Origin of the sequence: Merdimonas faecis (assembly GCF_001754075.1) — a bacterium.
GTDB lineage: Bacteria > Bacillota > Clostridia > Lachnospirales > Lachnospiraceae > Merdimonas > Merdimonas faecis.
The window spans coordinates 173,278-199,696 of the sequence record NZ_MIEH01000025.1 but is presented as its reverse complement, the minus strand read 5'-3'; the positions used below and the strand labels follow the sequence as shown (position 1 = coordinate 199,696).

Annotated in this window: 21 protein-coding genes and 1 pseudogene; 8 read left to right on the top strand and 14 right to left on the bottom strand. The window is 47.7% G+C overall.

Annotated features, from left to right (window positions below):
• Positions 1-20: 20 nt before the first annotated feature.
• Genes BKD12_RS14565 through BKD12_RS14555 form a run of 3 tightly spaced genes read right to left on the bottom strand, consistent with a single transcriptional unit; the run spans position 21 to position 2,627 of the window.
• Positions 21-458, bottom strand: a complete 438-nt coding sequence (locus BKD12_RS14565) for a MarR family winged helix-turn-helix transcriptional regulator (RefSeq protein ID WP_070090084.1) — start codon at positions 456-458, stop codon at positions 21-23.
• A 46-nt stretch (positions 459-504) separates the two neighbouring features.
• Positions 505-1,173, bottom strand: a complete 669-nt coding sequence (locus tag BKD12_RS14560; RefSeq protein WP_070090066.1) for a GTP pyrophosphokinase — start codon at positions 1,171-1,173, stop codon at positions 505-507.
• Positions 1,174-1,196: 23 nt separating this feature from the next.
• Positions 1,197-2,627 (bottom strand): MATE family efflux transporter, encoded by a 1,431-nt coding sequence (locus tag BKD12_RS14555; RefSeq protein WP_083262979.1) that lies wholly within the window; start codon positions 2,625-2,627, stop codon positions 1,197-1,199.
• A 260-nt stretch (positions 2,628-2,887) separates the two neighbouring features.
• Between BKD12_RS14555 and BKD12_RS14550 the strand changes: the two genes are divergently transcribed.
• From BKD12_RS14550 to BKD12_RS14540, 3 genes are all read left to right on the top strand, one after another.
• A complete protein-coding gene (locus BKD12_RS14550) occupies positions 2,888-3,505 on the top strand; it encodes a TetR/AcrR family transcriptional regulator (RefSeq protein ID WP_070090065.1) in 618 nt (205 codons plus the stop codon).
• Between the two features lie 77 nt (positions 3,506-3,582).
• A complete protein-coding gene (locus BKD12_RS14545; protein ID WP_330385629.1) occupies positions 3,583-5,364 on the top strand; it encodes an ABC transporter ATP-binding protein in 1,782 nt (593 codons plus the stop codon).
• Positions 5,361-7,109, top strand: a complete 1,749-nt coding sequence (locus BKD12_RS14540; RefSeq protein WP_070090063.1) for an ABC transporter ATP-binding protein — start codon at positions 5,361-5,363, stop codon at positions 7,107-7,109. The genes BKD12_RS14545 and BKD12_RS14540 overlap by 4 nt, the downstream gene beginning before the upstream one ends.
• A gap of 151 nt (positions 7,110-7,260) precedes the next feature.
• Here BKD12_RS14540 and BKD12_RS14535 read toward each other — a convergent pair.
• Positions 7,261-8,027, bottom strand: a pseudogene (locus BKD12_RS14535) (aldo/keto reductase).
• Between the two features lie 311 nt (positions 8,028-8,338).
• Here BKD12_RS14535 and BKD12_RS14530 point away from each other — a divergent pair.
• Together BKD12_RS14530 and BKD12_RS14525 are read left to right on the top strand one after the other, a co-directional pair.
• Positions 8,339-8,644, top strand: a complete 306-nt coding sequence (locus BKD12_RS14530) for a type II toxin-antitoxin system RelB/DinJ family antitoxin (protein ID WP_070090062.1) — start codon at positions 8,339-8,341, stop codon at positions 8,642-8,644.
• Positions 8,641-8,973, top strand: a complete 333-nt coding sequence (locus BKD12_RS14525) for a type II toxin-antitoxin system RelE/ParE family toxin (protein ID WP_070090061.1) — start codon at positions 8,641-8,643, stop codon at positions 8,971-8,973. Before BKD12_RS14530 ends, BKD12_RS14525 begins: the two co-directional genes overlap by 4 nt.
• 204 nt (positions 8,974-9,177) lie before the next feature.
• On the opposite strand, the gene BKD12_RS14520 is transcribed toward BKD12_RS14525, so the two are convergent.
• The 5 genes from BKD12_RS14520 to ahpC all read right to left on the bottom strand — a co-directional run bounded on the left by BKD12_RS14520 (position 9,178) and on the right by ahpC (position 15,465).
• A complete protein-coding gene (locus tag BKD12_RS14520) occupies positions 9,178-11,400 on the bottom strand; it encodes an ABC transporter permease (protein ID WP_070090060.1) in 2,223 nt (740 codons plus the stop codon).
• Between the two features lie 12 nt (positions 11,401-11,412).
• A complete protein-coding gene (locus tag BKD12_RS14515; RefSeq protein ID WP_070090059.1) occupies positions 11,413-12,111 on the bottom strand; it encodes an ABC transporter ATP-binding protein in 699 nt (232 codons plus the stop codon).
• 75 nt (positions 12,112-12,186) lie between these two features.
• Entirely contained in the window at positions 12,187-12,879 is a 693-nt protein-coding gene (locus BKD12_RS14510) for a TetR/AcrR family transcriptional regulator (RefSeq protein WP_070090058.1), read from the bottom strand.
• Positions 12,880-13,132: 253 nt separating this feature from the next.
• Positions 13,133-14,824: an FAD-dependent oxidoreductase gene (locus BKD12_RS14505; RefSeq protein WP_070090057.1), complete on the bottom strand. Its 1,692-nt coding sequence runs from the start codon at positions 14,822-14,824 to the stop codon at positions 13,133-13,135.
• Positions 14,825-14,901: 77 nt separating this feature from the next.
• Positions 14,902-15,465, bottom strand: coding sequence for an alkyl hydroperoxide reductase subunit C (gene ahpC / locus BKD12_RS14500; RefSeq protein ID WP_070090056.1), 564 nt, complete (start codon positions 15,463-15,465; stop codon positions 14,902-14,904).
• Positions 15,466-15,666: 201 nt separating this feature from the next.
• On the opposite strand from ahpC, the gene BKD12_RS14495 reads away from it, so the two are divergent.
• The 3 genes from BKD12_RS14495 to BKD12_RS14485 all read left to right on the top strand — a co-directional run bounded on the left by BKD12_RS14495 (position 15,667) and on the right by BKD12_RS14485 (position 19,950).
• The gene (locus BKD12_RS14495; protein ID WP_330385626.1) at positions 15,667-16,380 is read left to right on the top strand and encodes a TetR/AcrR family transcriptional regulator; all 714 of its coding nucleotides are present in this window, start codon (positions 15,667-15,669) and stop codon (positions 16,378-16,380) included.
• A 100-nt stretch (positions 16,381-16,480) separates the two neighbouring features.
• Positions 16,481-18,223, top strand: a complete 1,743-nt coding sequence (locus tag BKD12_RS14490) for an ABC transporter ATP-binding protein (protein ID WP_070090054.1) — start codon at positions 16,481-16,483, stop codon at positions 18,221-18,223.
• A complete protein-coding gene (locus BKD12_RS14485; RefSeq protein ID WP_070090053.1) occupies positions 18,220-19,950 on the top strand; it encodes an ABC transporter ATP-binding protein in 1,731 nt (576 codons plus the stop codon). Before BKD12_RS14490 ends, BKD12_RS14485 begins: the two co-directional genes overlap by 4 nt.
• 66 nt (positions 19,951-20,016) lie before the next feature.
• On the opposite strand, the gene BKD12_RS14480 is transcribed toward BKD12_RS14485, so the two are convergent.
• From BKD12_RS14480 to BKD12_RS14460, 5 genes are all read right to left on the bottom strand, one after another.
• A complete protein-coding gene (locus BKD12_RS14480; RefSeq protein WP_070090052.1) occupies positions 20,017-20,886 on the bottom strand; it encodes an acyl-CoA thioester hydrolase/BAAT C-terminal domain-containing protein in 870 nt (289 codons plus the stop codon).
• Entirely contained in the window at positions 20,874-21,578 is a 705-nt protein-coding gene (locus BKD12_RS14475) for an L-2-amino-thiazoline-4-carboxylic acid hydrolase (protein ID WP_070090051.1), read from the bottom strand. Before BKD12_RS14475 ends, BKD12_RS14480 begins: the two co-directional genes overlap by 13 nt.
• A gap of 131 nt (positions 21,579-21,709) precedes the next feature.
• Positions 21,710-23,446, bottom strand: coding sequence for an ABC transporter ATP-binding protein (locus BKD12_RS14470; RefSeq protein ID WP_070090050.1), 1,737 nt, complete (start codon positions 23,444-23,446; stop codon positions 21,710-21,712).
• 3 nt (positions 23,447-23,449) lie between these two features.
• The gene (locus BKD12_RS14465; protein WP_070090049.1) at positions 23,450-25,264 is read right to left on the bottom strand and encodes an ABC transporter ATP-binding protein; all 1,815 of its coding nucleotides are present in this window, start codon (positions 25,262-25,264) and stop codon (positions 23,450-23,452) included.
• Positions 25,265-25,389: 125 nt separating this feature from the next.
• Positions 25,390-26,343 carry a helix-turn-helix domain-containing protein gene (locus BKD12_RS14460; protein WP_070090048.1) on the bottom strand — a complete coding sequence of 318 codons (954 nt, stop codon included), beginning with the start codon at positions 26,341-26,343 and terminating at the stop codon, positions 25,390-25,392.
• Positions 26,344-26,419: the final 76 nt, after the last annotated feature.

The following is a 26,419-nucleotide window of genomic DNA, read 5'->3' as shown; positions in this document are numbered from 1 at the left end:
AAAGTGTACGTCCCCGATCGCTACCTTTCTATCGCTCTTTTCGTATTCTCAAACAACCGGTCCAGAAACTGGCTTTGCATCTCCAGCTCTTCTTTTGTAAATCCTGCCAGGATAGTTCCTACAAATTCTTCTTTTACTTCATTTATGCTTTCTGTTACCGGTCCGGCTCCCGGCATGATCTTCAAATGGATCTTTCTTCGGTCTTCCGTGTCCGGGATCCGCTCCAGCAGGGATTTTTGTATCAGGCACTCTACCGCTTTTGATACTGCTCCCTTGGAGAGCCCCCTGAGTTCCACGATATCAGCTGCCGTATCTTTTCCTGGATTGTTCTGCAGAAAGCTGATGATATCGGCCTCTATAACTGTAAGATCATGCTCTGTGCAGACCTTTTTCAGCATCTTGTCATACAACCGGAACAGACTTCTCAGCCCCATAAACATTTCCGTAGTTTTTCTCATCTCTTTCCCTCTTTTCACAGCCTTCAAAAACAAAATACGTCTCTTGTCATTCTTTTTGAATCTTTCTTCTTACTGCTTCCATATCCTGATCCAATTTGTAGCAGGTTTCCGCTGCGATCCACAGACTTTCTTCGATTGCTCTTTCTATGTCTTCGTCAAGATCCTTCTTATAGCACAGCTTATGCTCAAGGCTGGCCCAGAAGTCCATCGCCATGGTCCGAAGCTGGATCTCCGCTTTCACCCATTTCTTCTGGTTCTTTAAGAAGATAGGCACCTCTACGATCAGATGAAGACTTCGGTATCCGCCCGGCTTTGGATTCTTGATATAGTCCTTTCGCTGGATCAGGCGAATGTCGTCCTGTTCCAGCAGGCACTGCTCGATCATATATACATCTTCCGGAAATGAACAGATCACCCTTAATCCTGCAATATCCCAGATATGCTCTTCGATAGATTCTAACGTAACGGGAAGGCCTCTCCTTTTCAGCTTTTTTATAATCCCGTCTTTCGATTTAATGCGGGACTCGATTGATTCGATGGGATTCTTGTCATATTCCAGCGAAAATTCTTCATTTAGTACCCTAAGCTTCGTTTCTATTTCCATCACGGCACAGCTGTAATAAGACATCAGTCTCCGGAATGGGAGCGTCTCCTCCTCCCACATGTCCTTATCCAATTCATCAAGATACAGATCTTTTAATTCACTTTTGACCATTATCCTTCTCCTGCATGTAATTCTTATGCCGTTTCTACATTCTTCAATGTCTTCTTAAACTGGATGCTGAACAGAACAGCCGTAAATGTTACCGCCAGCACGTCTGCCACAGGCTCTGCCAGATAAACCGCCATCGTCTGGTCTGATGTTAAGATATGCGGCAAAATATAGATCAACGGAATCAGCAGGATAAACTTCCGCATGACTGCCACAACGATAGACTCCATTGCTTTCCCCAGCGCATTGAAGGTCATCTGGCATGCCATCTGGATGCCAAACAGCAGCATTGCGGCCATATAAATACGAAGTGCAGTCTTTGTGTATTCCATCAGCTGGGCATCCGATGTAAACATGGCTGCAAATCCTCCCGGGAACAGCATGACCAGAATCCACAGAAGTATAGAGTATCCCAGGCTGACCTTCAAAATCAGCTTAAACGCCCCCCGAACCCGGTTCGTATCCTTTGCTCCATAACAATAACTGATGATCGGCTGAGCGCCCTGTCCGAGTCCCTGCAGCGGGAGCATGGCAAACTGCATAACACTTGTCAGGATCGTCATTGCACCAACTGCAATATCTCCGCCATATTTCTGTAAGGAACTGTTAAAGCATACAGAGATCACACTTTCACTTGCCTGCATGATAAACGTGGCAACACCCAGCGCCAGGCATGGAAGAATGATCTTTGACGTCAGCCCCAGATTCTTCTTTCTGATCTTCAGGAACGTTTTCTTTCCGCCCAGGAAGCTGACCACCCAGATACAGGAAAGCGCCTGTGAGATGATCGTAGCCAGGGCAGCTCCCCGTACGTCCATGTCCAGTCCGAAAATAAAGACAGGGTCCAGAATAATATTGGCAACCGCTCCGATCAGCACGGATAGCATACCTGTTTTTGCAAAGCCCTGTGCTGTGATAAACGCATTCATTCCCAGCGTAACTTCCACAAAGATCGTCCCCAGCGCATAAATGTTCATATAGTTCACGCCATATTCAATGGTATTTTCACTGGCGCCAAAGGCCATAAGGAAATCCCGGTTCCAGATCAGCAGCACCGCTGTAAGTACAACGGAAATCATAATCTGAAGCGTAAAACAATTCCCCAGTATTTTTTCCGCAGTCTCCTTGTCATGCTTTCCCATAAAAATAGATGCTCTTGGCGCTCCACCGTATCCTACCAGCGCCGCAAATGCGGAAACAATCATAATAAGCGGCATACACACGCCTACTCCTGTCAGTGCAGTTGCGCCAATCTCCGGGATGTGTCCGATATAGATTCTGTCAACGATATTATACAGCATATTGATCAGCTGCGCCGCTACTGTTGGCAGCGCCAGTTTAAGAAGCAGCTTTCCCAGAGGCTCGGTCCGCAGAAACTCCTTATTGTCATTTCCGTTTTCTGATCCACTGTATTCTTCTCTCTGTATTCCATCCTGTTCTTGCTCCGTTTGTCCCATATCCTTTCGCTTCCTTCCTACGATGTCTCTTCTATCTGATTATAGTTTTTGCAAAAACCGTTTCCAAAGAAACATTATAGTGTATTATTTTCCGATGTCAAGTCATATTGCATAAATCTGACACAGGTATCTCTTCCCGAAAAAACCTACTAATCGTAAACAAATAAAACTCACAAAACAGAGATTCATTCCTATTGACAAATCTTATTCTGCATCATATAATAACATTGTTATATGACACTGTTATATGGAGGGCAACTATGGAAGACAAGTCATCTGCCACATTAGAAAATATTTTGCATGCCGCCCTGGAAGAGTTCTCTGACAAGGGCTTTCTTGGTGCTTCCCTGCGTCAGATCGTAAAGAAGGCCGGCGTGACAACCGGCGCCTTTTATGGATATTTTTCCAGCAAAGAGGCGTTGTTTGCCGCTATTGTGGAGCCTCATGCCGCTGCCCTCATGGGGAAGTTTATGGAAGCCCAGACCTCCTTCGCCGAGCTCCCTGAAGAACAGCAGCCGGATCACATGGGGGTAGAGTCCTCGGACTGCATCCACTGGATGGTAGAATACATCTGTCAGCACCGGGAACCGGTGAAGCTGCTGCTATGCCGGTCAGAAGGCACAAGCTATGAGCATTTTGTCCATAACATGGTTGAGGTGGAAGTAGAATACACACTGAAATATATGGAAGTCCTTCGCCGCCTTGGACATGATATTCCGGAACTGGATGAGCAGATGTGTCATATCATCGCCAGCGGCATGTTTAATGGAATATTCGAGATCGTGGTACACGATATGCCCAGAGACAGAGCCCTGCGCTACGTGGATCAGCTGCGGGATTTTTATACAGCCGGATGGTTAAAATTGATGGGGCAATAGCCCCCATCTTTTTTGCATGATAGTTAGTTTATTCTAACTTCATAATAAATTTTTAGGCAAAAGGAGGTATTCTTTTGATGCAAAAAAAGCAAAGCAGCCTGTCCCGCATTTTAAGTTATGCGGGCGGACACAAAAAACTTACCCTAGTGGGCTGTATCCTCTCCGCCCTGTCTGCGGTACTGGGACTGATCCCTTATGTGTGCGTCTGGCTGGCGGCAAGGAATGTACTGGAAGCCTGGCCCAGTCCTTCCGGAGTCTCCGGCCTGTCACGCTGGGGCTGGACGGCGGTATGGACCGCCATCGGCAGCATCGCCCTGTATTTTGCGGCACTCATGTCTACTCATATCGCCGCTTTCCGTACCGCCCGGAACATCCGGCGTACTGCCATGGCCCACGTGCTGAAGCTGCCCCTGGGATTCTTTACGGGAAATCAGTCAGGGCGTCTCAGGAAACTGATTGACGACAACGCCGGACTCACAGAAGATCTGCTGGCCCACAAACTCCCTGATCTGGCGGGAACCATCGTCACGCCAATCGCTGCCATCGTAATGCTGTTTCTCTTTGACTGGAAAATGGGACTCCTATGCCTGGTCACCATGGTTCTTGCTCTTCTCTCTATGTGCCTGATGATGGGCGGAAAGAATGCAGGATTTTTCCACCGGTACCAGAAGGAAATTGAGCGTATGAGCGGCGAAGCGGTAGAATATGTCCGGGGTATCCCGGTTGTAAAGATGTTCCAGCAGACAGTCTACTCCTTCAAGGCTTTTTACGCCGCCATCAGAGATTACAGCGATCTGGCCAGCCAGTATGCCATGAGCTGCCGCATCGGGCAGACCTGTTTTCTGACTTTTATCAACGGAGCCTTCGCCCTGCTGATTCCGGCGGCGCTGCTGCTGTCCTCCGGCAGGGATGTACGCACGGTGCTGGTAAACTTTATCTTCTATGCCCTGTTTGCCCCCGCCTGCGGTCAGATGATCAACCGGATCATGTATATGAGTGAGGCTGTCATGGAAGCAGACGAAGCCGTGGGCCGTCTGGATGAGATCCTCGGCCAGGAACCCATGGAAGAATCAAAGGTACAGAAACGTCCGGCAAATGCCGCTGTATCCTTTGACCATGTAAGCTTTACTTATCCGGGTTCGGATCGGCCGGCTCTAAACGATGTGTCTTTTTCTGTCCGCCCCGGACAGGTAACGGCGCTGGTTGGGCCATCCGGCGGCGGCAAGACTACAGCCGCCAGCCTGATTCCCCGCTTCTGGGATACAGACAGCGGAACTGTCGCAATCGGCGGAATCAATGTCCGGGAGCTGAACACAGAAGATCTGATGCGGCAAGTGGCCTTTGTCTTTCAGGATACCCGGCTGTTTAAGGAGAGCCTGCTGGAAAATATCCGGGCCGCCAGACCAGAAGCTTCCAGAGATGAGGTTCTGTCTGCCGCCCGTGCCGCACAGTGTGATGACATTCTGGAAAAACTTCCGCAGGGCCTGGATACTGTGGTTGGAACGAAAGGCATTTATCTCTCCGGTGGTGAACAGCAAAGGATTGCTCTGGCACGGGCCATCCTGAAAGACGCTCCCATTGTGGTGCTGGATGAGGCCACGGCTTTTGCCGACCCGGAAAACGAACATCAGATTCAGAAAGCCTTTGAAGCGCTGACCAAAAACAAAACCGTATTGATGATCGCCCACAGATTGTCTACCGTACAGAATGCGGATTCTATCATTGTCCTGAGTGACGGAAGGGTTATCGAGCAGGGCAGTCATGAAAGCCTGCTTGCACTGCATGGTGTTTATACCGGCATGTGGGAGGATTACCAGCGCAGCGCCCAGTGGAAGGTAGGAAAGGAGGAAGCAGTATGACAAAAAAATTACAGCATTTATTTGCGCTCAGTGAAAAGGGTGCAGAGGATCTGGTAAAAGCAGTGGCCTGGTGCTTTGTGTGCAATCTAAGCCTGATGCTTCCGGTGGGAGCCGTCCTGTTTACAGTGCAGCATCTGTTAGATTCCATGGAAAACGGAGGCAGCTCTATGAATGGCTTTTGGATTTATGCGGGCTTTGGCATAGCTGTCCTGATCCTGCTGTTCATTCTTCACTGGTTCCAGTACGCTTCGCTTTATCTGGCGACCTATAAGGAGAGCGCCAACCGCCGGGTAAGCCTGGCGGAAACACTTCGCCAGCTGCCATTGAGTTTTTTCGGAAACCGGGATCTAAGCGACCTGACCTCCACCATGATTGCAGACTGCTCCAGCCTGGATCAGATGTTTTCCCACTATGTGCCACAGTTGTTTGCATCTATTTTCTCTACCCTTGTGATCGGTGCCGCCATGTTCCTTTGCGACTGGCGGATGGCGCTGGCCGTACTGTGGGTAGTGCCAGTGGCGCTTCTGCTCACAGCAGGGAGTAAAAAAATCCAGGACTCCTTCGGTACAAGGAATATTTTAAACAAACGTGCGGTAGCCGACTGCATTCAGGAGGGGCTGGAAACCATAAGGGATATCAAGGCATGCAGCCGGCAGGAGGCCTATATGGAAAAACTGGAGAAAAAACTGGCCGCTATGGAGAAGGGCTCCATCCACTCAGAGTTGGCAACCGGCGTGTTTGTTTGCTCCGCCCAGGCCTTCCTTCGTCTGGGTCTGGCCACTACTATTTTGACCGGCGGAGCGCTTTTTGCAGCCGGAGAACTTTCTTTTCTCTATTTCCTCGGGTTCCTTTTTGCCGCCGCAAGACTTTATGACCCGCTGGGGCTGGTACTGCAGAATATCGCCGCCACCTTTAATACAAAACTGCAGATTGAACGGATGCGTTCTATTCTGGAACAGCCGATACAGGAGGGTACAAAAGAATTTGCGCCCGAAAACTACAACATCACCTTTGATCATGTATCCTTTGCCTACCGGGAAGGGGATGGTGTACTGGAGGATGTAAGCTTTACCGCCAGACAGGGAGAAGTAACTGCCCTGATCGGTCCCTCCGGAGGCGGAAAGTCCACCGCATGCAAACTGGCCGCCCGCTTTTGGGACGCTACCAGAGGGAAAATTACTCTTGGGGGCGTGGACGTGTCCGGTGTGGATCCCGAGACACTGTTAACATACTACTCTATGGTTTTCCAGGATGTAGTGCTGTTCCGGGACACGGTAATGGAAAATATCCGTCTGGGACGCCGGGGAGCTACGGACGAAGAAGTCTTCGCAGCTGCTAAGGCTGCCCGGTGCGATGAATTTATACAAAAACTTCCGCAAGGTTATCAGACCATGATCGGAGAAAACGGTTCTACCCTCTCCGGCGGTGAACGCCAGCGGATTTCCATCGCCCGCGCCCTGCTTAAAGACGCGCCTGTCATTCTTCTGGATGAGGCAACCGCCAGCCTGGATGTTGAAAACGAAAGTGCTGTTCAGGAAGCTCTCTCCCGCCTGCTTCAGGGTAAAACGGTGCTGGTCATCGCCCACAGGATGCGTACTGTGGCCGGTGCCGATCATATTGTCGTGCTGGAGAATGGCTGTGTGGCACAGCAGGGCACCCCGGAAGAACTGCTGGCCCAGGGCGGTCTTTACCGGCGCATGGTTGAGCTTCAAAAAGAAACATCTCAATGGAAGCTGGGGATGTAACCGCACTCCCGCCATCAGTAAGTAAAATGAAAACAGCTCGTATGATAAAGAAAATACCTTTTCATACGAGCTGTTTTCCAGTACCTCAAAATTATTGCCCTATGTTTCAATTAGCCATGAATTTTTCCTGTTTTGATTCCATTATTTCTTCTCATCCAACAGCTGTCAATTTCACCGAAAACGCTCCGGCGGCGTCATCAAAATGGGATGCTTTCGTAGCCCCGATGATCGGCGCTGTCACTCCTTTTGCCCATTCCCATGCCAATGCGATCTGCTGCATTTTTACACCATATCTTTCTGCCAGTTGATGAACCCTGCGGACGATCTCCATATCCTGCTCCTGAGTCCGGTCATATTTTCCCATGGCTGCCCGGTCTGTTTTGCTGCGGATAGAATCTGAATTCCATTCCGGCCGTGTCAGATGTCCTGCTGCGAGAGGGCTGTATGGCATGAGGGAAACATTCATCTGACGGCAGATAGGAATCAGTTCATGTTCGTCTTCCCGATAAAGAAGATTGTAATGATTCTCCATAGCCACAAACTGTGCCCAGCCGTTATCCCGGGCCGCAAGCTGCATATTATAGAACTGGTATCCGTACATAGCCGACGCTCCGATGGCCCGTACTTTTCCGGATACCACCAGATCATTCAGAGCCTCCATTGTCTCTTCGATCGGCGTATTCTTGAAATATTTTTTCTCAGTGCATTTCCAAGATATTCTTCACTGGTTCCATCCGAATATCCGTTTGCAGTATCAAAAAAGTTAATTCCCAGGTCAAGGGCATGTTTTACGATTTCCTCTGTTCCGGATTCATCCAGCGTCCAGTCATGCAGCGTTCCGGGTTTTCCGAAACTCATGCAGCCCACACAGAGCTTCGACACCTCGATGTCCGTGTTTCCTAATTTTGCGTATTCCATATTCACCAATCCTTTCATTCGTTCCTACTACGACAAGCAGAGTAGGATAAAGTGCAAGACTTTTTCCAATATTCTTTTTCATGATCTTTTACTTCCTTTCGGTTTCCATTCATTTCAGTTTTCTGTCAGGTTCTTTTCTGTCTTCACACATATTGTAAGTCGAATCAATTTCTAGGTCTAATACCTGTTCTTTATCATTTATCATGCATTTTATGAATACTTTCTCCTGCTTCAGCCATGTTAATTTGCTTGCATTCACTTGCATTTGCAAAGTTTTACAGCTATAATATAGAAAAAGGAGTGTGATGAATATGGCAAATACAACCGCAGTTTACGCCAGGATTGATACAACCTTAAAAGAAAACGCTGAAAGCATTCTCTCCCAGCTTGGTATTTCTCCATCCAGTGCTATCCAGATGCTCTACAGCCAGATCGTCCTGACAAAGGGAATTCCTTTTGAACTACGTCTTCCTTCAGCAAAGCCTACAGCAATTGGTGGTATGACCCGGGAACAATTGGATGCTGAACTTTTGAAGGGCGTAGAGTCCATGAAATCTGGCAAAACCTATACAGCAGATGAAGTGGATGCTGAGCTTAAAAGGGAGTTTGGTATATGAGCGATGTCTATTCCGTTGTTTACTCCCCGGAAGCCATGAATGATCTGAGGGAAATTTACGCATACATCGCATTTGATCTCCAGTCACCTGACGCTGCTGAAGGTCAGGTCAATCGCCTTCGGGAAGAGATCCGGTCACTGGACTTTATGCCATCACGCTATGCCATCGTGGATTGGGAGCCATGGATGAGCATGGAGATGCATAGAGTACCCGTGGACAATTTCATTGTCTATTACGCTGTAAGCAATAGCAGCCTCACGGTAACTGTGATCCGTATCTTCTATAGTGGCAGGGATGTAGAAAACATTATAAATACAGAACGCAAATAAGCCACAAAAAAGAGCAGAAATGTCGCTGTTCCTTTTTGTGGCTTAAAAAAAGTATTTCAGTACACGCAATTTCACGCCGATCTCTCCATTTTCTAAACGCTCCGCTTGAAATCCATTTTTAATTATTATCATATAATTCCTGTTCTCTGTCTAATATCTGTCTTTTATGGATATTCATACGTTTTTGGTATATCAAAAGAATCCCTACTCTCTCTGGGCTTTCAGGCACTCCGCTGCATCCACCTTCCTGGTCTTCCATCCTACGAAATGCATTGACGCCAGATAGCTGCCTGCTGTCAGGACTGCAGCCATAATACAGCTCTTAAGCTCCAGATACGGGCTGACCAGCATCCCCATCATATCGGCAAATATCCGGAAAAACAGTCCGCAGAAAGCATATGCGGCAGGAATACTCATGAGGATTCCCAGGGGCAGGAAGACATGATTGCTGCCAAGTACAATGCGCTCGATCTTTCGGTCCGGATACCCCAGCACTTTCAGCATGGAGATATTGCTGCGGTTCTCTGATACCAGCATATTGACTGCTACATAGACAGATGCGATACAGATCATGATTCCCAGTCCCACCATAGTATCGATCATATAGCTGGTCTGGTCAATGATCGTATCCACCTGCTCTTTAAGATCAGATTTTCTGCTTTCTCTCTCTACTATATTTTCCGGAATATCCAGTCTTTCTTCGCTTATGATCATATTCCCTGCATTTTTGTCCACCCCGGTCATCTCAGCGGCATTTGCCCGGGAAGTATAAATAATCTGCGCAGTATCATTTTCCACGATTCCGCTGATTCTGATATGGATCTGTTCCAGAGACAGCGGATTATATAATGTCACCCGGTCACCGTTTCCCCACCCGCACAGGTATGCAGTAAGGCTTGTAATATAATATCCGTCCTTTGTACTGATCTCCTGTCCTTCCTTATCTGTCAGGTTTAAAAGAGACTGCTCATTGTCCGTTCCCATCACAGTCAGCGCGTCTCCCTTTTCATCCTCCACAGGCGCCGCCAATATCAGCTCTCCGCCGTAAGGATTCTCATATAGAGGTTCACCTAAAACGTACTGATATTCGTACTCGCCGGCCGCCTCCTGTACCGTGTCCGCCATATGCCTCACCGAATCATAAATGGAGAATCCCGTCAGCATGATAAAGCTGCCCAGAAAAATTCCCAGAAAGACGACAAAACTTCTTGCCGGACTTCCGATCAGTGAGCGGACAGCAAATTTGACGCGAAAAGACAGCTTTCTCCCGGCAAGGACCCGGCGCAGCTTCCGCCTGCCCTCGTCTGCACTTCCGCTTAAGAGCAGCACTGTATTCTGTCTCAGCAGACCCCTTACCGAAAGCAGCGCCGCAAGAATATACATGACAGCAGGAACGGCAATTCCTAAAACAGCCGCATACCAGCTCAGGCTGCAGGAGATCCTCATTGGTTCATAGTCAGTAAGCCCCAGTTCCCCGTATGGCTGGACGACAACCGCCGTAATCACAGATGTCAGAACACCGCCGATGATACCGGGAATGGCTGCAAATCCGGCATAATGCCGGGCCAACTGCGCTCTGGTGTACCCCATGGCAGAAAGCGTTCCTATCATCTGCTGCTCTGTCTTTACCTTTCTGTTGATAATAATGCAGATCAGCGCCACCGCCACAAGCGGCAGGATGCACAGGAGCATCCACGACATGATCAGAAACATTTCCGCCTGTGAGCGCACCATCACAATCCGCTGGTTTTCTTCCGCCGCCGTATAGCTGTACATATGATATTTCTCATTGACAGCCCTGCGGAAATCTGCATCGTCATTTCCGTTATATCTGACCAGATACTGGCAGTTCGTCTCTCCCAGTTCTGCAAAGTCTTTCTCAGACATATAGGCGAGAAAAAATGTAGAGATATTCTTATATGAATCGTCCTCATTTTCCAGCATGTACAGATAGTCCGGCCTTTGAAAGAAACCGGTCACCGTATAGTCTTCTTCTCCGATCCTGACCTGATCGCCTATAGAGATATCCATATTGACGGCATAGCCTTCGGACAGGATCACCTCGCCTTTTTCATTGGCATCCTCTCCTACTGTCACATCGTAGAGATCCACTTTCCGTGTCTTTTGGAATACCCTTGCGGTAGTTCCATCAGTGTCAATGTTTATATAGGACTGCACCTCTAAAGTAATCCCATACTCTTCTTCCATCTCTTCAACATCCGATTCCGGAATCGGGACATAAGTCGTAAAATGAGCATCCTCCAGCTTCTGTTTTTCAAAAAATTCATCTGCAAAGTCCAGAATTGCATTTCCCGCGATGTGAAACAGGAAAAACAGAAAGAGCGCCGCCATGGTCAGTACGGCGGAGGCTATATAAAATGACAGATTCTGCCGGATATTCCGGATGTATCTTCTCCTCAGCTTCATTCCGCTCCTCCTTTACAGTTCCAGCGCTTCCGCCGGAATCTTCTTTTCATTGAACACACTCTCCTCAACCCTGCCGTCCCGGATTCGTATGATCTGATCTGCCATCTTCGCGATCGCCTCATTATGGGTAATGATCACGACTGTGGTGCCGTACTTCCGGTTCATCATCTCCACGAACTGCAGGACATTTTTAGAGGAATGGGTATCCAAAGCTCCGGTCAGCTCATCGCAGAGTAGCAGCCTGGGGTTTTTGATCATGGCTCTTGCAATGGCCGCCCTCTGCTGCTGCCCGCCGGAAAGCTCCCTTGGAAAACGTCTGCGGTACGGCTCCAGTTCCAGTGCTCCCAGCACCTCGCTCAGATCAAGAGGAGATTCTGAGATATCTGAGACCACCTCGATATTCTCCTCAACTGTCAGGTCCGGGATCAGATTATAAAACTGAAAGACAAATCCCACCTCTTCTTTTCTGTATAAGGTCCGTTCTTTTGGCGTCAGACCGATCAGACTTCTTCCCTCTATGGTCAGTTCGCCGGCATCCAGCGTATCCAGACCTCCCAGCATGTTCAGCATCGTACTTTTCCCAGAGCCGGAAGGGCCTAGGATTACACAGATCTTTCCTTTCCCTATGACAAGATCCGCATGATCCAGCGCATAGACCGCCGCCTCCCCTTCTCCGTATCTTTTTACCGCATCTTTTAAACAGATAAACATGTCTTCTCCTCCTCTTAAATAACATCGTTATTTAATTGTTATTTAAAAAGGACCCGAAGGTCCTTTCTTATCCATTTATCTCTCTTTTACAATATCTGTTAAACTTCCTTTGTGCAGCAGCGCATAAAATCCGCCCCGCATAAAACGTACCATATTTCTTGCCTGCATTTCTGCCTCTCTTTCTTCTGTCTCGTGCCCGATCAGATAAAAGACCATATCAACCTGTAAATGAGAGAACCAGTGGATTGTATCTGCCGTAAATTCTGACACTTCCTCATCACCGCTTTTTTCTCCAGCTCCTGCGCTGATCCCTTCCCGGATCAGAGCCGCTACTGCTTTTCCCTGGGCGTCAATCTGCCCGATCAGACGGTCAAAGAACGCAGCCACCGCCGGGTGCTCCCTGTGGCTGAAAAGGACGGAGCACACCTGCCTGTTCCGGTAATAGTACCGCAAAAGCGACAGGACTGCGTTGACATCCTCTTCCTCTCCTGCCGGATCCAGAAGATCTCTGCCGGCAGATTCCCGCTCTCTCCTATAATGCTCCCCCATGACAGAATCTATATGATCCGTAACTGGCTTTATAACGTTTTCAAAGAGATCGTCTTTATCCCTAAAGGAAGCATACAGAGCTCCGGTAGTCACACCCGCCCGGGTACAGATCCTCCTGAGGGATGATTTCTCAAACCCGTATTCGGCAAATTCTTCTGTGGCCGCTTTTAAGAGCGCCGCTCTTGTCTCTTCCGGTATGTTTCCTGCTTTTTTTGACATCAGATCACCCCGCTGCGGACAATATCCTAAATAACATTGTTATTTATTTTATACCGGATCTGCTGCTTTTTGTCAATATTTCTCACAGAAATGTATAAAAATGTATTGATTTTTTCTATATCCTTTTGCCGATCGATCAAAGATCTCCTCTGTCCCCGGTATCCTTCCGAATGATGTCCGATCCTTCTTCCCCGAGATATTCCAGCATGGATGCGCTTAAGGCGGCATTGGATGTATGAAATCTGAAGCGAAGTTACAGACTGTTTATCAACTCCACTACCTGCCCCACATTTTTCTTTCCAAACACAACCTTTTCCCCGTCATTGATCACAAGGCAGGGGACGCTCATTACTTGATACCGGTCTTTGAGCGCCGGAAAATGATTCAGATCGTAGACCTCCGCCGTCACAAAAGGATTCTCCGCCGCAATGCGCTGGGCAGCCGTTACCAGTTCCGGACACATGGTGCAGGACAGGGAGACCAGGATTTTCATATTCACTGTTCTCGATATCTTTCCCAGGTCTTCCAGCGTTTTCTCATCCAGCGGCTGACCGGGTCCCGACGTGTTATAAAGGCCAAGGACAAACGACGTAAATTCATGTCCTCCGGGTACGCCGTGAAAGGCAAGGCCGCTCCACTCTCCATCTTTTCTGCACACCCGCACGCAGGGCAGATCCTCCGCTTTCACCGGAGCAGAGTCCGTGTCAGATAACCAGATGTTTTTCAACTGTATCTTTTCTGTCAGACTGCCAAGTTCTTCCGCATAGTTCTTCAGTTCCAGTGAAAGGGGCGTATCATCCAGATACAGCTCCAATATCAGCGGAGAAGACATTTTATCGAACACTGTCCTTAACTGTGCGGTCATCTCCGGGGTGAAGATACCGGCTGATTCTGGCACACGGCTGCCCGCGCTTTCCCCGGAAACAGCAGACGTTTTTCCTGCGGGATCCGCAGCCCCCTGTCCCGGACGCTCTGCCGATGGCTGCTCCGAATGAAGCCCTGTCTTTTTCTGCATGGCGGCAGCGTAGCGCTCCAGTTCCGTCGCAGCAAGAGCTCCGTCTCCCACTGCTGTCACCACCTGCCGCAAAGGTTTGATACACACGTCCCCAGCAGCATACAGCCCGTCACAGCTTGTCTTCATCATGCGGTCTGTCACGATATAACCGCGCTCGTCGCACTCCGCGATCCCCCTCACCAGATCCGTAGCGGGCTCATATCCGGCAAAGACAAAGACTCCGAAATTCTCCCCTGCCGGCGGCCGGTATTCCGTAACCTCTCCCGTAGCGGTATTCTGATAGCGCAGATATTCAAGCGTTCCTTCCCCAGACGCCTCGATCACTTCCGTATTCGTGAGCACAGTGATCTTCTCATGGTTCAGCGCCGGCTCCGCAGCAGACGGCGCGCATTTGAATCCGTTTCCCCGGATCAGCACCGTCACATGGCGCGCATATTTCGTCAGGAATACGCTTTCCTCGGCAGCTGCGAATCCACCGCCGATCACAAAGACGTCCCTTCCGGTAAAAAATTCCCCGTCACATGTGGCGCAGTAGGCGATCCCTCTTCCGCGGAATTCCTCTTCCCCCTGAAATCCCACCTTGCGGGGATGAGCTCCGGCGGCCAGCAGCACGCCGAAACAGGACAGCTCACCGCGGCTGGTCTTTACTTTTTTAATAGCGCCTGACATATCAAGCTCCGTCACTTCCGCAAGCAGAAATTCCGCACCGAATTTCTGCGCCTGTCTGCGCATGCTCTCAGTCAGTTCTCTCCCTGAGGTGCGCTCTACTCCCGGATAGTTCACTACTTCTTCCGTGATCACAATCTGTCCTCCGAACTGCTCCTTTTCCACAACGACAACGCGATAGCGTGCCCGCGCCAGATAGAGAGCGGCAGTCAGCCCGGCAGGTCCTCCTCCGATCACAACTACATCATATAATTCCTTCATCATTTTCTCCCTCGTATAATAAGCCTTTCATTATTTCAGGGGCAGCACGCAGCCGCCCCTTCTTTCAAGCCTCTTCTTGTTTATAACTGACCTACCAGATCCAGGCTCGGCTTCAGTGTCTCTGCCCCTGGCTGCCATTTTGCCGGGCACACCTCATCGCCATGTTCATACACGAACTGGCACGCCTGCAATTTGCGCAGCAGCTCATCCGCGTTGCGCCCCACATTTCCCGCATTGACCTCATAGGCCGCGATCTTTCCTTCAGGGTTGACGATAAATGTCCCTCTCTCCGCCACGCCGTCCGCCTCAATATAAACCTCAAAATCTCTTGAGATCACATGGGTCGGGTCAGCCAGCATGGGATATCCGATCTTTTTGATCCGGTCAGACGCGTCATGCCATGCCTTGTGAACATAGTGGGTATCGCAGGATACAGAGTACACTTCGCATCCTGCCGCCTGGAATTCCGGATATTTGCCTGCAAGATCCTCCAGTTCTGTCGGGCACACAAAGGTAAAGTCTGCCGGGTAAAAGAAGAAAATGCTCCATCTTCCCAGCACGTCTTCTTTTTTTATTTTTTTAAATGCGTTATTATGATACGCCTGCACACAGAACTCACCGATTTCTTTGTTGATTAATGACATAGGTAATACCTCCTTAAATATCTTTATTCATTAGTTAGTTATAACTAATTCAATTGTAACCGCAGGCTATTAGCTTGTCAATAAAAATATTAATAATAATAACTTTTATCACTTTTAAAGTTCTTTTTGAATTCTCGATAAGCCCTATTGACACATATCCAAAAATTATTTATAATCATAACAGTGTTTTGAAACAGTGTTATGAATCGATTGAAAGGAAATGACACCACTATGGCAAAACAGATTGAAGGCGTATACGAAGCGATACTTTCCTGCGCCAAAAAAGAATTTTTAGAGAAAGGCTATAAAGATGCTTCCCTGCGGGTTATCGCACAGGAAGCCGGTACAAGCACCGGTTCCATTTATACCCGTTTTGGAGATAAAGAAGGACTTTTTGAGGCGATCGTCTCTCCCGCCGCCGAGCAGCTCACGGAGATGTTTTTAGAAATACAGGAGAATTTCCATAACCTGAACGAAGATACCCAACAGGCCGAAATGGGAAGCTATACGTCAGATTCCCAGCTTGGAATGCTGGATTTTATCTACGATCATTTCGATGAGTTCTGTCTTCTTCTGGACTGCGCACAGGGCACCCGCTTTTCTGCTTTTCTGGATAAGCTGGTGGATATCGAGGTGGAATACACTTATAAATACATGGAAGTCATCGGCTGTGAAAGCGTGAAATCCGGACTGATCACCGAGGATTTTATCCATATTGTCACGACCGCCTATTTCAACGGCATGTTTGAGGTCGTGCGGCACCGGATGAACAAGGCGGATGCGGTGAAATACATCCGTCTCCTCAACAACTATCACATGCAGGGATTTACCACCATCTTCAACCCGGAGTGCGAAGTTCCGGGGACCACTGACATCGAGAGCACTACCGGTTCCAGAATACCGTGCGAGCAGTAACTACCGGTAATCAGACCGTTTCCTGTCCGGTACCGCAGGCGGCGGTCTTTTTATAAAACATATGGTTAGTATATTCTAACCCCAAAAAGGAGGAATTCTTATGCAGGAAAAAAGTCCTATGCTCCGGCTGTGGGAGCTTGGGGAACAATATCACGGCGGGCTGATACGGGCAGTTCTTTCCGCGTCCGTCGGCGTCTTATGCGGCATACTGCCGTATTTTGCAGCGGCACAGATCATCATCGGACTCATCCGTCACGAACAGGACGCTTCTTATTATCTGTTCTGGTGCTGTCTGGCACTGGGAGGCTACATCCTGCGGGCAGTTCTTTATGCGCTCGCACTCTCTATGTCACACAAAGCGACCTTTGCTATTTTAAAAAATATCCGGGAACGTATCCTTGCCAAACTTCCGAAGCTCCCTTTGGGAACTGTCATGGACACCCCCAGCGGACAGATGAAACAGATTATCGTGGATCAGGTCGAAAGTATGGAGCGGCCTCTTGCACATCTTCTGCCGGAGATGACGTCAAATATACTGGCTCCGGTCTGCATTTTGATCTATCTGTTTGTCCTTGACTGGAGGATGGCACTCCTCTCTCTTGTCTCCATTCCTGTCGGCATGGCGTTCATGATGGCAGTGATGGCAAATTACGGGAAACAATATGAAGGGTCCGTCAAGGTTACGCAGGAAATGAACTCCACTATCGTAGAATATATCGGCGGTATCGAGGTGATCAAGGCATTCAATCAGGGGAAGAATTCCTATGCGAAATTTTCTCAGCGTGTCCTGGCAAACGCATCCTACTTCTATCACTGGATGAAGAGCTGCCAGCTCCCGGTGTCCATTTCACGGACACTGGCGCCCACAACATTGATCACTATTCTTCCCGTGGGCTGGATCATGTATCTGGGCGATTCTCTGGATATCGAGACTTTTATTACTGTCATCATCCTCTCCCTCGGCATAGCCGGCCCTCTGCTTGCCGCCATGGATTTCGTGGACAGTCTGGCAAAGGTCGGGACCATCGTAGGTGAAGTTGACTCCATCTTAAGCAGCGAAGAACAGCAGCACAGTCTGACGCCGGTATCTTTCAGCTCTGAGGATATCCGGCTGGATCATGTATCCTTCGGCTATCACGCGGATCAGGAGATCCTGCATGACATATCTCTGTCCATCCCCGCCGGAACCATGACTGCGTTTGTCGGTCCGTCGGGCAGCGGGAAATCAACGATCGCAAAGCTGATCGCAGGGTTCTGGGATGTGAAAAAAGGCAGGATCACGCTGGGCGGACATGACTTGAAGGATATCCCTCTCCGCCAGCTTTATGAACAGACTGCGTTCGTCTCGCAGGACAACTATCTGTTTAATGAATCGGTAAGGGAAAACATCCGCATGGGAAAACCCGGAGCAGACGATGCGGAAGTCGAGGCCGCAGCAACAGCCGCAGGCTGTGATTCCTTTATACGGAAACTGGAGAACGGTTACGATACCGTAGTCGGCGGAGGAGGTGCGCATCTCTCCGGCGGGGAACGCCAGAGGATCGCCATCGCGCGGGCCATGCTGAAAGATGCGCCCATCGTGATCCTCGATGAGGCCACCGCATACATTGATCCCGAAAATGAGGCAGTCGTCCAGAAGGCTGTGGCAAAACTGGTAAAAGGGAAGACTGTGATCGTCATTGCCCACCGCCTCTCTACCATCACGGACGCAGACCAGATCTTTGTCGTGGCAGACGGACGGATCTCTGCATCCGGAACACATGAGGAACTCTTAAAACAAAGTGAAATGTACCACGAAATGTGGCAGGCACATATCGGCGCAAAGGATGGTGACGCAGCATGATCGCAGTATTGAAAAAACTTTATCAGTTTGCAGGAGATGAACAGAAAAATATCAACAAATCCATTTTCTGGGGTTTCTTCTATGCAGTATTCCACATGTTTCAGATCGCGGCAATCTATTTTGTGGTGCTCGCCCTTACCGGCGGGGACAGAACATACCATGCGGCGTGGACCGCTCTCCTGCTGCTTGTATTCAGCATAGCCGGAAGGGCTCTCATCAACCGTTTCACCCAGCTTCAGCAGACACACGCGGGGTACTTCATGGTTGCAAATAAAAGAATTGCCATCGGCGACAAACTGAAACGGATTCCCATGGGATATTTTAATGCCAGGAGCCTTGGCGAGATCACAGGTATCTCCACCACCGTACTTGATGTCGTAGAAAGTAATGGACCTGTCGTGCTTGTCAACATCCTCAGCGGTTTTATCAATTCCCTTGTATTTCTCCTCTGCGTGTTCGGATTCGACTGGCGCATCGGTCTTCTTGCCCTTGCAGGCACAGCACTCTACCTGCTCATCACTTCCGCCATGGAGAAAAAATCCGCCCGGGTTACGCCCCGCCGCCAGGAATCCGAGGCGCAGCTTGTGGACGCAGTCCTGGAACAGATCCAGGGGATGAGCGTGATCAAATCCTTTAATCTGACCGGGAAAGGCGACCGCCGGGTCAGGGAAGCACTGGAATATAACCGGAAGAGCAACCTCGACATTGAACGCCTCTTCACGCCCTACATGGTTGCCCAGGAATTAAGCCTGCATCTGTTTTCCGTACTGATCATGGGTGCCGGGATCATTTTCTGCCTGAACGGGAGCATGACGCTTTCCAGCGCCCTGATGACAGTGATCATCTCCTTTATGGTATTCTCACAGATCCAGTCAACAGGAAGCGCGGTATCCCTGCTGCGTGTCGTCGGAAGTTCCATCGACCATGCGGATCAAATTGACGAGATCCCGGAAATGGACAGCACAGGAAGGCCGGTATCTCCGAAAAAGCATGACATCTCTTTCGATCATGTGGACTTTTCTTACGATAAAAGACCAATCTTGAAAGACGTAAGCATAACGATACCGGACTGCACTACAACTGCCATCATAGGTCCCAGCGGTTCCGGAAAGACCACTCTGTGCAGTCTGATCGCCCGGTTCTGGGATGTGGACAGCGGCTCGATCCGTATCGGCGGCACAGATATCCGGGAGTATACGCTGGAATCCCTCATGGAGCAGATCAGTATGGTATTCCAGAACGTATATCTCTTCGCAGACACGATTGAGAACAATATCAAATTCGGCAGTCCGGACGCCACCCACGAGCAGGTTGTCGCCGCGGCGAAAAAAGCCTGCTGCCATGATTTTATTTCCGCTTTGCCGGATGGCTATGGCACGGTGATCGGAGAAGGCGGCGCCACATTATCCGGCGGCGAGAAACAGCGCATCTCCATTGCACGTGCAATGCTGAAAAACGCGCCCATCATTATCTTTGACGAAGCAACGGCAAATGTTGATCCGGAGAATGAAGATAAACTGCAGAAAGCCATGGAGGAGCTGATGCGGGACAAAACGATCCTGATGATCGCCCACCGGCTCAAAACAGTACAGAAAGCAGATCAGATCCTCGTACTGGACGAGGGACGGATCGTGCAGAAGGGGACCCATGAAGAGCTCAAGGATACGCCCGGGATCTATCGGGATTTCCTGGAAGTGAGGAAAGAAGCTGCGGGGTGGAAGCTGTAGCAGGAGAATCTGTCAAAAATCTATCCGAAATAACTCAGGAAGGCTCCTTCTGGAGCCTTCTGCTTATCATATATCCAATATCCATTTCACCGTTTTGCGAAAAGCGTCTTCACGGCTATGCCGGCAGTCTTCCGGATATTGTCTCTCAATTTTAAACATTTTCAGCTTAGGCGGATTTAAGGGAACAAGAATGTGACTTGCTTTTTCATATTCCAGGACATCCACCCGGAAAGCGAACCGGTGCTTTTCAAGACGCTCTACCATATATGCAACCGCCTCTTTGCTGGGCCACATAAGATCTTCCTTCGCGTAAATGAATAAAATGTTTCCCCGGATGTTCTCCACACGGATGGCTGTATCCTCATCGAAATGTTTCAGTGGTTCTTCGTAGATGTAGGATAACTCGAACTGCCGGTGGAGAATCAGGTTCCGGATTGCCGGCCCATATTTCAGATGCGCGGTCATACATGGAAAATCTTTTCCCCTGTATGTGAATTCGGAAACAGATGAAAAAGTTTTCGACGCCATATCTTTATTCCCGTGCATGCCTCCCCATATACAGTGCATCGGGGAGAGCGCGACAACGCCGCAAATATCCGGCATAAGGGAAGCGCAGAGCAACGCAAGTTCGGCGCCCTTTGAAATGCCATACATGATAATCTTTTCATATCCCCTGTTTTTCAACCACAGAATCGCTTTTTCAAATGGATCGACAGGCACCCGGACCAGTTCTTTCGGCAGCCCGTCTACGTTCCAGTAACAAATACCTAACGCGGCGATGCCGCACCTGGCAAACATAGCACCCACATTCATCGGGATATTTTCATTCCCTTCGCTGCCGCCTACTACGATGACGACCTTTTTGGGATCATGATCCTTAACAGGGACATGATAAAGTCCATAGAAGCCCTCCTGTGCAACCGTCACATATTCCACTTTCCCAACTCTCCCTGTTTTTGCAGCTTGGATTGCTGTCCGTATTTTCTTTCTTTATCCCATTTAGAGTCCTTTTTGCAAACATAGAAATCACACTTTTCTGCGCCCTCTGCAAGTGTACCTGTCCTGTATAACACGCCGCCCATGAGATCAGCAGAAATAAAATCCATGGCACACATATAGGGTATCAGTTCTTCCAAATGCTCCTGTTTTCCAAGCGCACACAGGCCGCACCTGTGATAGTTGATGGTGTATTCGTCTGCATCCCTTCCGGGAATCGTCTCCGTCATCCAGTTGAATTCGCTGTCGGATATGGCATTTGCAATTCTGTCCTTCTTGACTTTCTTTTTTTGATATTCCATATCAAATGGATTTTTACTCCCGAAAGCTTTTTTAATGAGCGGCGCCTGCATCGTGGCTATCACCATTTCCCCGAACTGCTCATGGCTCATCGCCCCATCCATTGCCTTATAAACTGCCATCCAGACCATGCCCCCGGAAAGACAGAGCCGCAGAGGGTTTTTCGTAAAACCGCCTATGTCGGGTGTCCTCGCCAACATATCTTTAAAGTTTTTACGCGATTTCTTCTTCACCCTGAATGTATCCGTATTTTTGCAATTGGCTGCGATATATTTGAAAATAGCAGGTGTCATCGCTGACCACATCAGTTTTTCACAGATGGTGTTTTTCATAGACATGCTCCTCCGGATAATACCTTCCCATGGTTCATTCCCTCTTTCTTTGATTAGCTGTATATAACTAGAATATAACGCTTTTTGAGGAAAAACACAATGGTTCGGGCAATTAAAACCTCTTGTATCCTTTAAACCGCCCAGCCAAGGCTTTCCTGCTGGATATGATATAATCTCTGGTATAATCCTTTCTTCTCCATCAACTCACTGTGAGTTCCGCTTTCCACTAATCTTCCATCCTCTAAAACAAGAATCTGATCAGCGTCCACCACGGTTCGCAGCCGATGCGCGATCATAATAACCGTTTTTCCTTCAACCAGCTTTGCGATGGCTTTCTGAACCAAAACCTCATTTTCTGGATCGAGAGAAGCAGTGGCCTCATCTAGCAAAATGATCGGTGCATTTTTAAGCAATGCCCGTGCAATAGAAATCCGCTGACGCTCTCCGCCAGACAAGGTACTTCCGTTTTCACCAAGGATTGTCTGATAGCCGTCCGGCATTTCACGCACAAATTCATCACAATAGGCCGCCTTTGCCGCAGCAATCACCTGTTCATCCGTAGCATTCGGATTTCCAATCCGGATATTATTCATAACAGTATCATTAAACAATGTAACATCCTGGAAAACGAAAGACATATAGGACATCAAGCTTTCCGGTTCCATTGTTTTGATATCTTTCCCATCTACAGTAATTGTCCCTTTTTGAATATCCCAAAATCGGGCAATCAGTTTTGATATCGTACTTTTTCCGCTGCCGGAAGGTCCTACTAATGCAGTGACACTACCTTGCGGTATTTTACAGGATACATCTCTGATCACATCGTCTTGATTGTATGCAAAGGTAACATGTGAAAGTTCAATATCACAATTTTCCACCGTCTTTTCCTCTCCTGCCATAGCCGGAGTCGTCAAAAGCGTACGCATACGAGTAGTAACAACATTCAAGTTCAGCAAAGAAGACAGATTCGCAAGGATAGAAAGAATGGGACCGTAAATGCGGGTTGCCATCAGTAAAAACATCAGCAATGGAATCAATTCAATCTGCCCGCTTGTAAGTAAAACTGCACCAACGAAAATTGTAATTCCGATACCTGCCTGCAATACCATACTTGCACTGGACATAAAGACACCCACAGCCATTTCAGCTTTTACAGCTATTTTTTTCATGGCAAGAAGTGCATGATCCAACGTCTTGAAGCGAGAACCACTTAAACCACAGGATTTGATAATTTTCATTCCTTCCAGGTATTCCTGGACCTGGTCTGAAGCCTCTAACTTTGCATCAACCTGTTTCTCAAATAACTTAATCTGACGTTTACGGCTTAACCAAATAATCAAAAATGCAATCGGTACAGTACAGAATACACACAGAGCTAATCTCCAGTCAAAGAACGCAAGAAGAATACAGGTAATTGTTACCGTAATTCCATTTGCGATCAATGGCGGTATCGTACTGCTGAGTAATGATTCCATACTGCTGCAGTCAGCCATCATGTTTGTGGTAAGTTCTGATAAGTCCTTTGTATTGAAAAAACTCATAGGAAGTTTTCGTAAATGATCTGCAATCCGAAGCCTTGTCGCATTGGATTCCTGATAAGAAGCAATATAGGTCTTTCGATAATCATTTTTTGCCGCCAAAAAAACCAGCAATGCAGAAATAATTCCTGCTCCCCATAACATCCAGATATGATTCCACTGTACACTTCCTCCATTTGCTGCAGGAGTTAATATTTCGCTGAAAATCATTACAGTAACACAAAAAGGAAGAAGCATAGCCAAGTTCGTCAAAGTGCAGGCGAAAACAGCCTTTTTTAAATCCTTATACCCTTTATCCGATAAGAAGAGGGCTTTCTGTAATTTGCTCATATATTACACCGCCTTTCCGCTGATCTTCCAGTCGATCGCCTCTGTATAATGATCCCACATTTGAGCATATCGACCACCTGCCGAAACCAGTTCATCATGCTTTCCTGTTTCTACTAAATGTCCCTTTTCCATAACAATGATCTTATCCGCATTACGAATTGTAGATAATCTGTGAGCAATAATGATTACTGTCTTTCCCTGCATGAGTTTTTCAAAAGCCTTCTGTATCAGATACTCATTCTCCGGATCACTGAAAGCGGTTGCCTCGTCCAGGACAATGATCGGAGAATCCTTGATGATCGCTCTGGCAATCGCAATCCTTTGTCGCTCACCGCCGGACAGATGTACCCCTTTTGTTCCCACAACTGTGTGATAATCATATGGCAATTTTGAGATAAAATCATGGCACTGAGCTGCTTTAGCCGCAGCAATCACTTGTTCCTCTGTGGCATTTTCATTTCCCATGCGGATATTGTCCAAAATACTCTGCTTGAAAAGAAAAATATCCTGGAATACAAAGCTGACCTGACGCATAAGTTCGTCTTGCGCCATATCCCTTACATCCACGCCTCCAATAGTAATTTTCCCGTCAGACACATCCCAAAAACGTGAAATCAAGTTGGCGATCGTACTTTTTCCGCCGCCCGATGGCCCTACAATCGCAGTGATCTGACCTTTTTTAGCAGTAAACGAGACGTCTTCCAAAGCCTTTTCTTCACTATTTCCAGTATAAGTAAAGCTTACATGGTCAAAAGCCACATCCTCTCCCTTTGGCCTTCGTGGATGCGAAGTTTCCGGCATTTCCGGGATATTCAGGATTTCGTCCATACGTGCTACATTCCCGTCAATCTGCATAAAGGATTCTGAAATATACATAATTTTATTCAGGACACCCGCAATAGCAGGAACAAACAGCAGATAGAAAATAAACTTCATAGCAAATCCTGTAAAATCCGAAGTATTGGAACCGAGCAGAATACCCACAGGCACAATGATCAAATAGATATTATTGATAATTGTTGTAAATGCCGGCATACAATTCTGCCATCCAAGAGAAAATTTTAATACCCATTCTGTATAACCACTGATTGCCTCCTGTAATTTTTTAAATGAGGAAGCCGTCTGATTAAATGCCTTTACAACAGACATCCCTCTCACGTATTCAACAGAAGCATTGTTCATTTCTTCAGAAGCTTTTTGATATTTTGCCATATTCTCTTTCATTGCTCCGCTGCCAAATCCAATAAACTCTGCAACAAAAGCAAGAAGTATTCCGACGAGTGATGCCAGGCCAAAGCGCCAATCTACAGCAAAAAGAATAATCACCATAACAATCGGCGCAGTGATAGATGCAATAAAATCCGGAAATTGGTGTGCAATAAATCCTTCCACACTCTCAATATTTTCATCCATAATTTTTCGCAGGCGTCCGCTGCCTATCGTAAGATGATAACCTAAAGGAATTTTGGTAATATGATCTGCAAACAGAACCTTTAAATCATAAAGCGTACCAAAAGCCGCCATGTGTGAACTGAAAATAGCCAGAAAGTAAAGCAGGATATTTGCAATAATCCCTGCCAATGCCATCCAGCCGTAACTCATTACCTTTCCCATATCAAGTTGTCCCAGATCGGGAAATGCACTAATAATTGAGCGGATCATAAAATAAACCGCAATGTACGGGATAAAAGAAGCAATCGCAGCAAGAGAAGAAAGAACAGCAGCTAAAAAAACAAGCACCTTCCTGTCTGAAGCCAGCTCCATGCAACGTGCCAAACCCGTCTTTGGCTTTGTCTCTTTTGATTGTTTTTTTGACATAGCGCGAAACCTCCTGATAATAATAATCGCATGGTTAGTTTTTTCTAACCACGCGATTATTTTACCGTTTTCGCACCGCCGCTTCTACTCTGTTCCTTCATATCGAAAGCTAAAATAGCCCGTTCCTACTTTTTATTTCTGTTTCGGTAATCCTTTGGAAGAATCCCATAGACAGACTGAAATGCCTTTGCGAACTTGCTGGCGTTACTGTATCCCAGCTCTAAAGCAATATCTCCGATTTTTCGATCTTCATTCAGAAGCATATTTGCCGCAAGATTCATTTTATATCTTTTCAGATATGCGTATGGTGTATTGCCATAAATATGCGCAAAAATATCATAAAACACCGGCAGACTTAAATGTGCCTCTTTTGCCAGCTGTTCCAGCGAAATTCTCTCATCAAGATGTCCTGCCAGATAATTTCGTATCTCCTTTACAGCCTGGATCTGTCCTCTGTCAAAATACTTAAAGTCACAGCCATTCACCTGTGTCAGCTGATCAATATGATAGAGCAGCTCAACTGCTTTTATCTTGAAGTATCCTGCACTCTCCCGCCCTTTTGCCTCATATATTTCTGAAAACAGATGCTGGAGTTTCACCGGTGCTGGACTCACGTACCATTTCTTTTCTATCCCCAGTGTCTCCCCGATTTTGTTAATCTCAATTGGAATTTCTGACATCATGTTTCCTGTAGATGCTGACAGCGCCTGCTTGTCGATCACGAGACTTACTGCAAGGCATCTCCGCAGAGGGAATGAAAAAGAAACCGGCAGATACTGCGTGCCGGCGACTCCAAAAAATTCCGCCGGCAAATAAGATACTGTGTGGTTAGCGAACTCGCACTCATACCGTCCTTCCTTACAATAGGTGATTTGAATAATATCAGGATTAAATTTCTGAGAAGACATGACTTCAGCCGTATCAAAGTCCAGAAAGCAAAGCTGGATACCATCAAAAAGAAAATAATTTGTAATAATGCCGCATCCCTTGCATCCGTAGTCAACTACAAGGAAGTCTTCTGTCTGCTCGACAATTCTGGCCCGTTCTCCATACCATTCCTGGTTAAAATGATAGTTCATTCAGAGAGTTCTCCTTATGTTAGTATAAACTTACCAAAACAGTATATCATATGCCCATCGACCAGACAATAAAACA

Excerpts from the sequence above, each read along its gene's own strand:
- BKD12_RS14565 (WP_070090084.1), bottom strand. The coding sequence starts at position 458 with ATGAGAAAAACTACGGAAATGTTTATGGGGCTGAGAAGTCTGTTCCGG.
- BKD12_RS14560 (WP_070090066.1), bottom strand. The coding sequence starts at position 1,173 with ATGGTCAAAAGTGAATTAAAAGATCTGTATCTTGATGAATTGGATAAG.
- BKD12_RS14555 (WP_083262979.1), bottom strand. The coding sequence starts at position 2,627 with ATGGGACAAACGGAGCAAGAACAGGATGGAATACAGAGAGAAGAATAC.
- BKD12_RS14550 (WP_070090065.1), top strand. The coding sequence starts at position 2,888 with ATGGAAGACAAGTCATCTGCCACATTAGAAAATATTTTGCATGCCGCC.
- BKD12_RS14545 (WP_330385629.1), top strand. The coding sequence starts at position 3,583 with ATGCAAAAAAAGCAAAGCAGCCTGTCCCGCATTTTAAGTTATGCGGGC.
- BKD12_RS14540 (WP_070090063.1), top strand. The coding sequence starts at position 5,361 with ATGACAAAAAAATTACAGCATTTATTTGCGCTCAGTGAAAAGGGTGCA.
- BKD12_RS14530 (WP_070090062.1), top strand. The coding sequence starts at position 8,339 with ATGGCAAATACAACCGCAGTTTACGCCAGGATTGATACAACCTTAAAA.
- BKD12_RS14525 (WP_070090061.1), top strand. The coding sequence starts at position 8,641 with ATGAGCGATGTCTATTCCGTTGTTTACTCCCCGGAAGCCATGAATGAT.
- BKD12_RS14520 (WP_070090060.1), bottom strand. The coding sequence starts at position 11,400 with ATGAAGCTGAGGAGAAGATACATCCGGAATATCCGGCAGAATCTGTCA.
- BKD12_RS14515 (WP_070090059.1), bottom strand. The coding sequence starts at position 12,111 with ATGTTTATCTGTTTAAAAGATGCGGTAAAAAGATACGGAGAAGGGGAG.
- BKD12_RS14510 (WP_070090058.1), bottom strand. The coding sequence starts at position 12,879 with ATGTCAAAAAAAGCAGGAAACATACCGGAAGAGACAAGAGCGGCGCTC.
- BKD12_RS14505 (WP_070090057.1), bottom strand. The coding sequence starts at position 14,824 with ATGATGAAGGAATTATATGATGTAGTTGTGATCGGAGGAGGACCTGCC.
- ahpC (WP_070090056.1), bottom strand. The coding sequence starts at position 15,465 with ATGTCATTAATCAACAAAGAAATCGGTGAGTTCTGTGTGCAGGCGTAT.
- BKD12_RS14495 (WP_330385626.1), top strand. The coding sequence starts at position 15,667 with ATGAATCGATTGAAAGGAAATGACACCACTATGGCAAAACAGATTGAA.
- BKD12_RS14490 (WP_070090054.1), top strand. The coding sequence starts at position 16,481 with ATGCAGGAAAAAAGTCCTATGCTCCGGCTGTGGGAGCTTGGGGAACAA.
- BKD12_RS14485 (WP_070090053.1), top strand. The coding sequence starts at position 18,220 with ATGATCGCAGTATTGAAAAAACTTTATCAGTTTGCAGGAGATGAACAG.
- BKD12_RS14475 (WP_070090051.1), bottom strand. The coding sequence starts at position 21,578 with ATGAAAAACACCATCTGTGAAAAACTGATGTGGTCAGCGATGACACCT.
- BKD12_RS14470 (WP_070090050.1), bottom strand. The coding sequence starts at position 23,446 with ATGAGCAAATTACAGAAAGCCCTCTTCTTATCGGATAAAGGGTATAAG.
- BKD12_RS14465 (WP_070090049.1), bottom strand. The coding sequence starts at position 25,264 with ATGTCAAAAAAACAATCAAAAGAGACAAAGCCAAAGACGGGTTTGGCA.
- BKD12_RS14460 (WP_070090048.1), bottom strand. The coding sequence starts at position 26,343 with ATGAACTATCATTTTAACCAGGAATGGTATGGAGAACGGGCCAGAATT.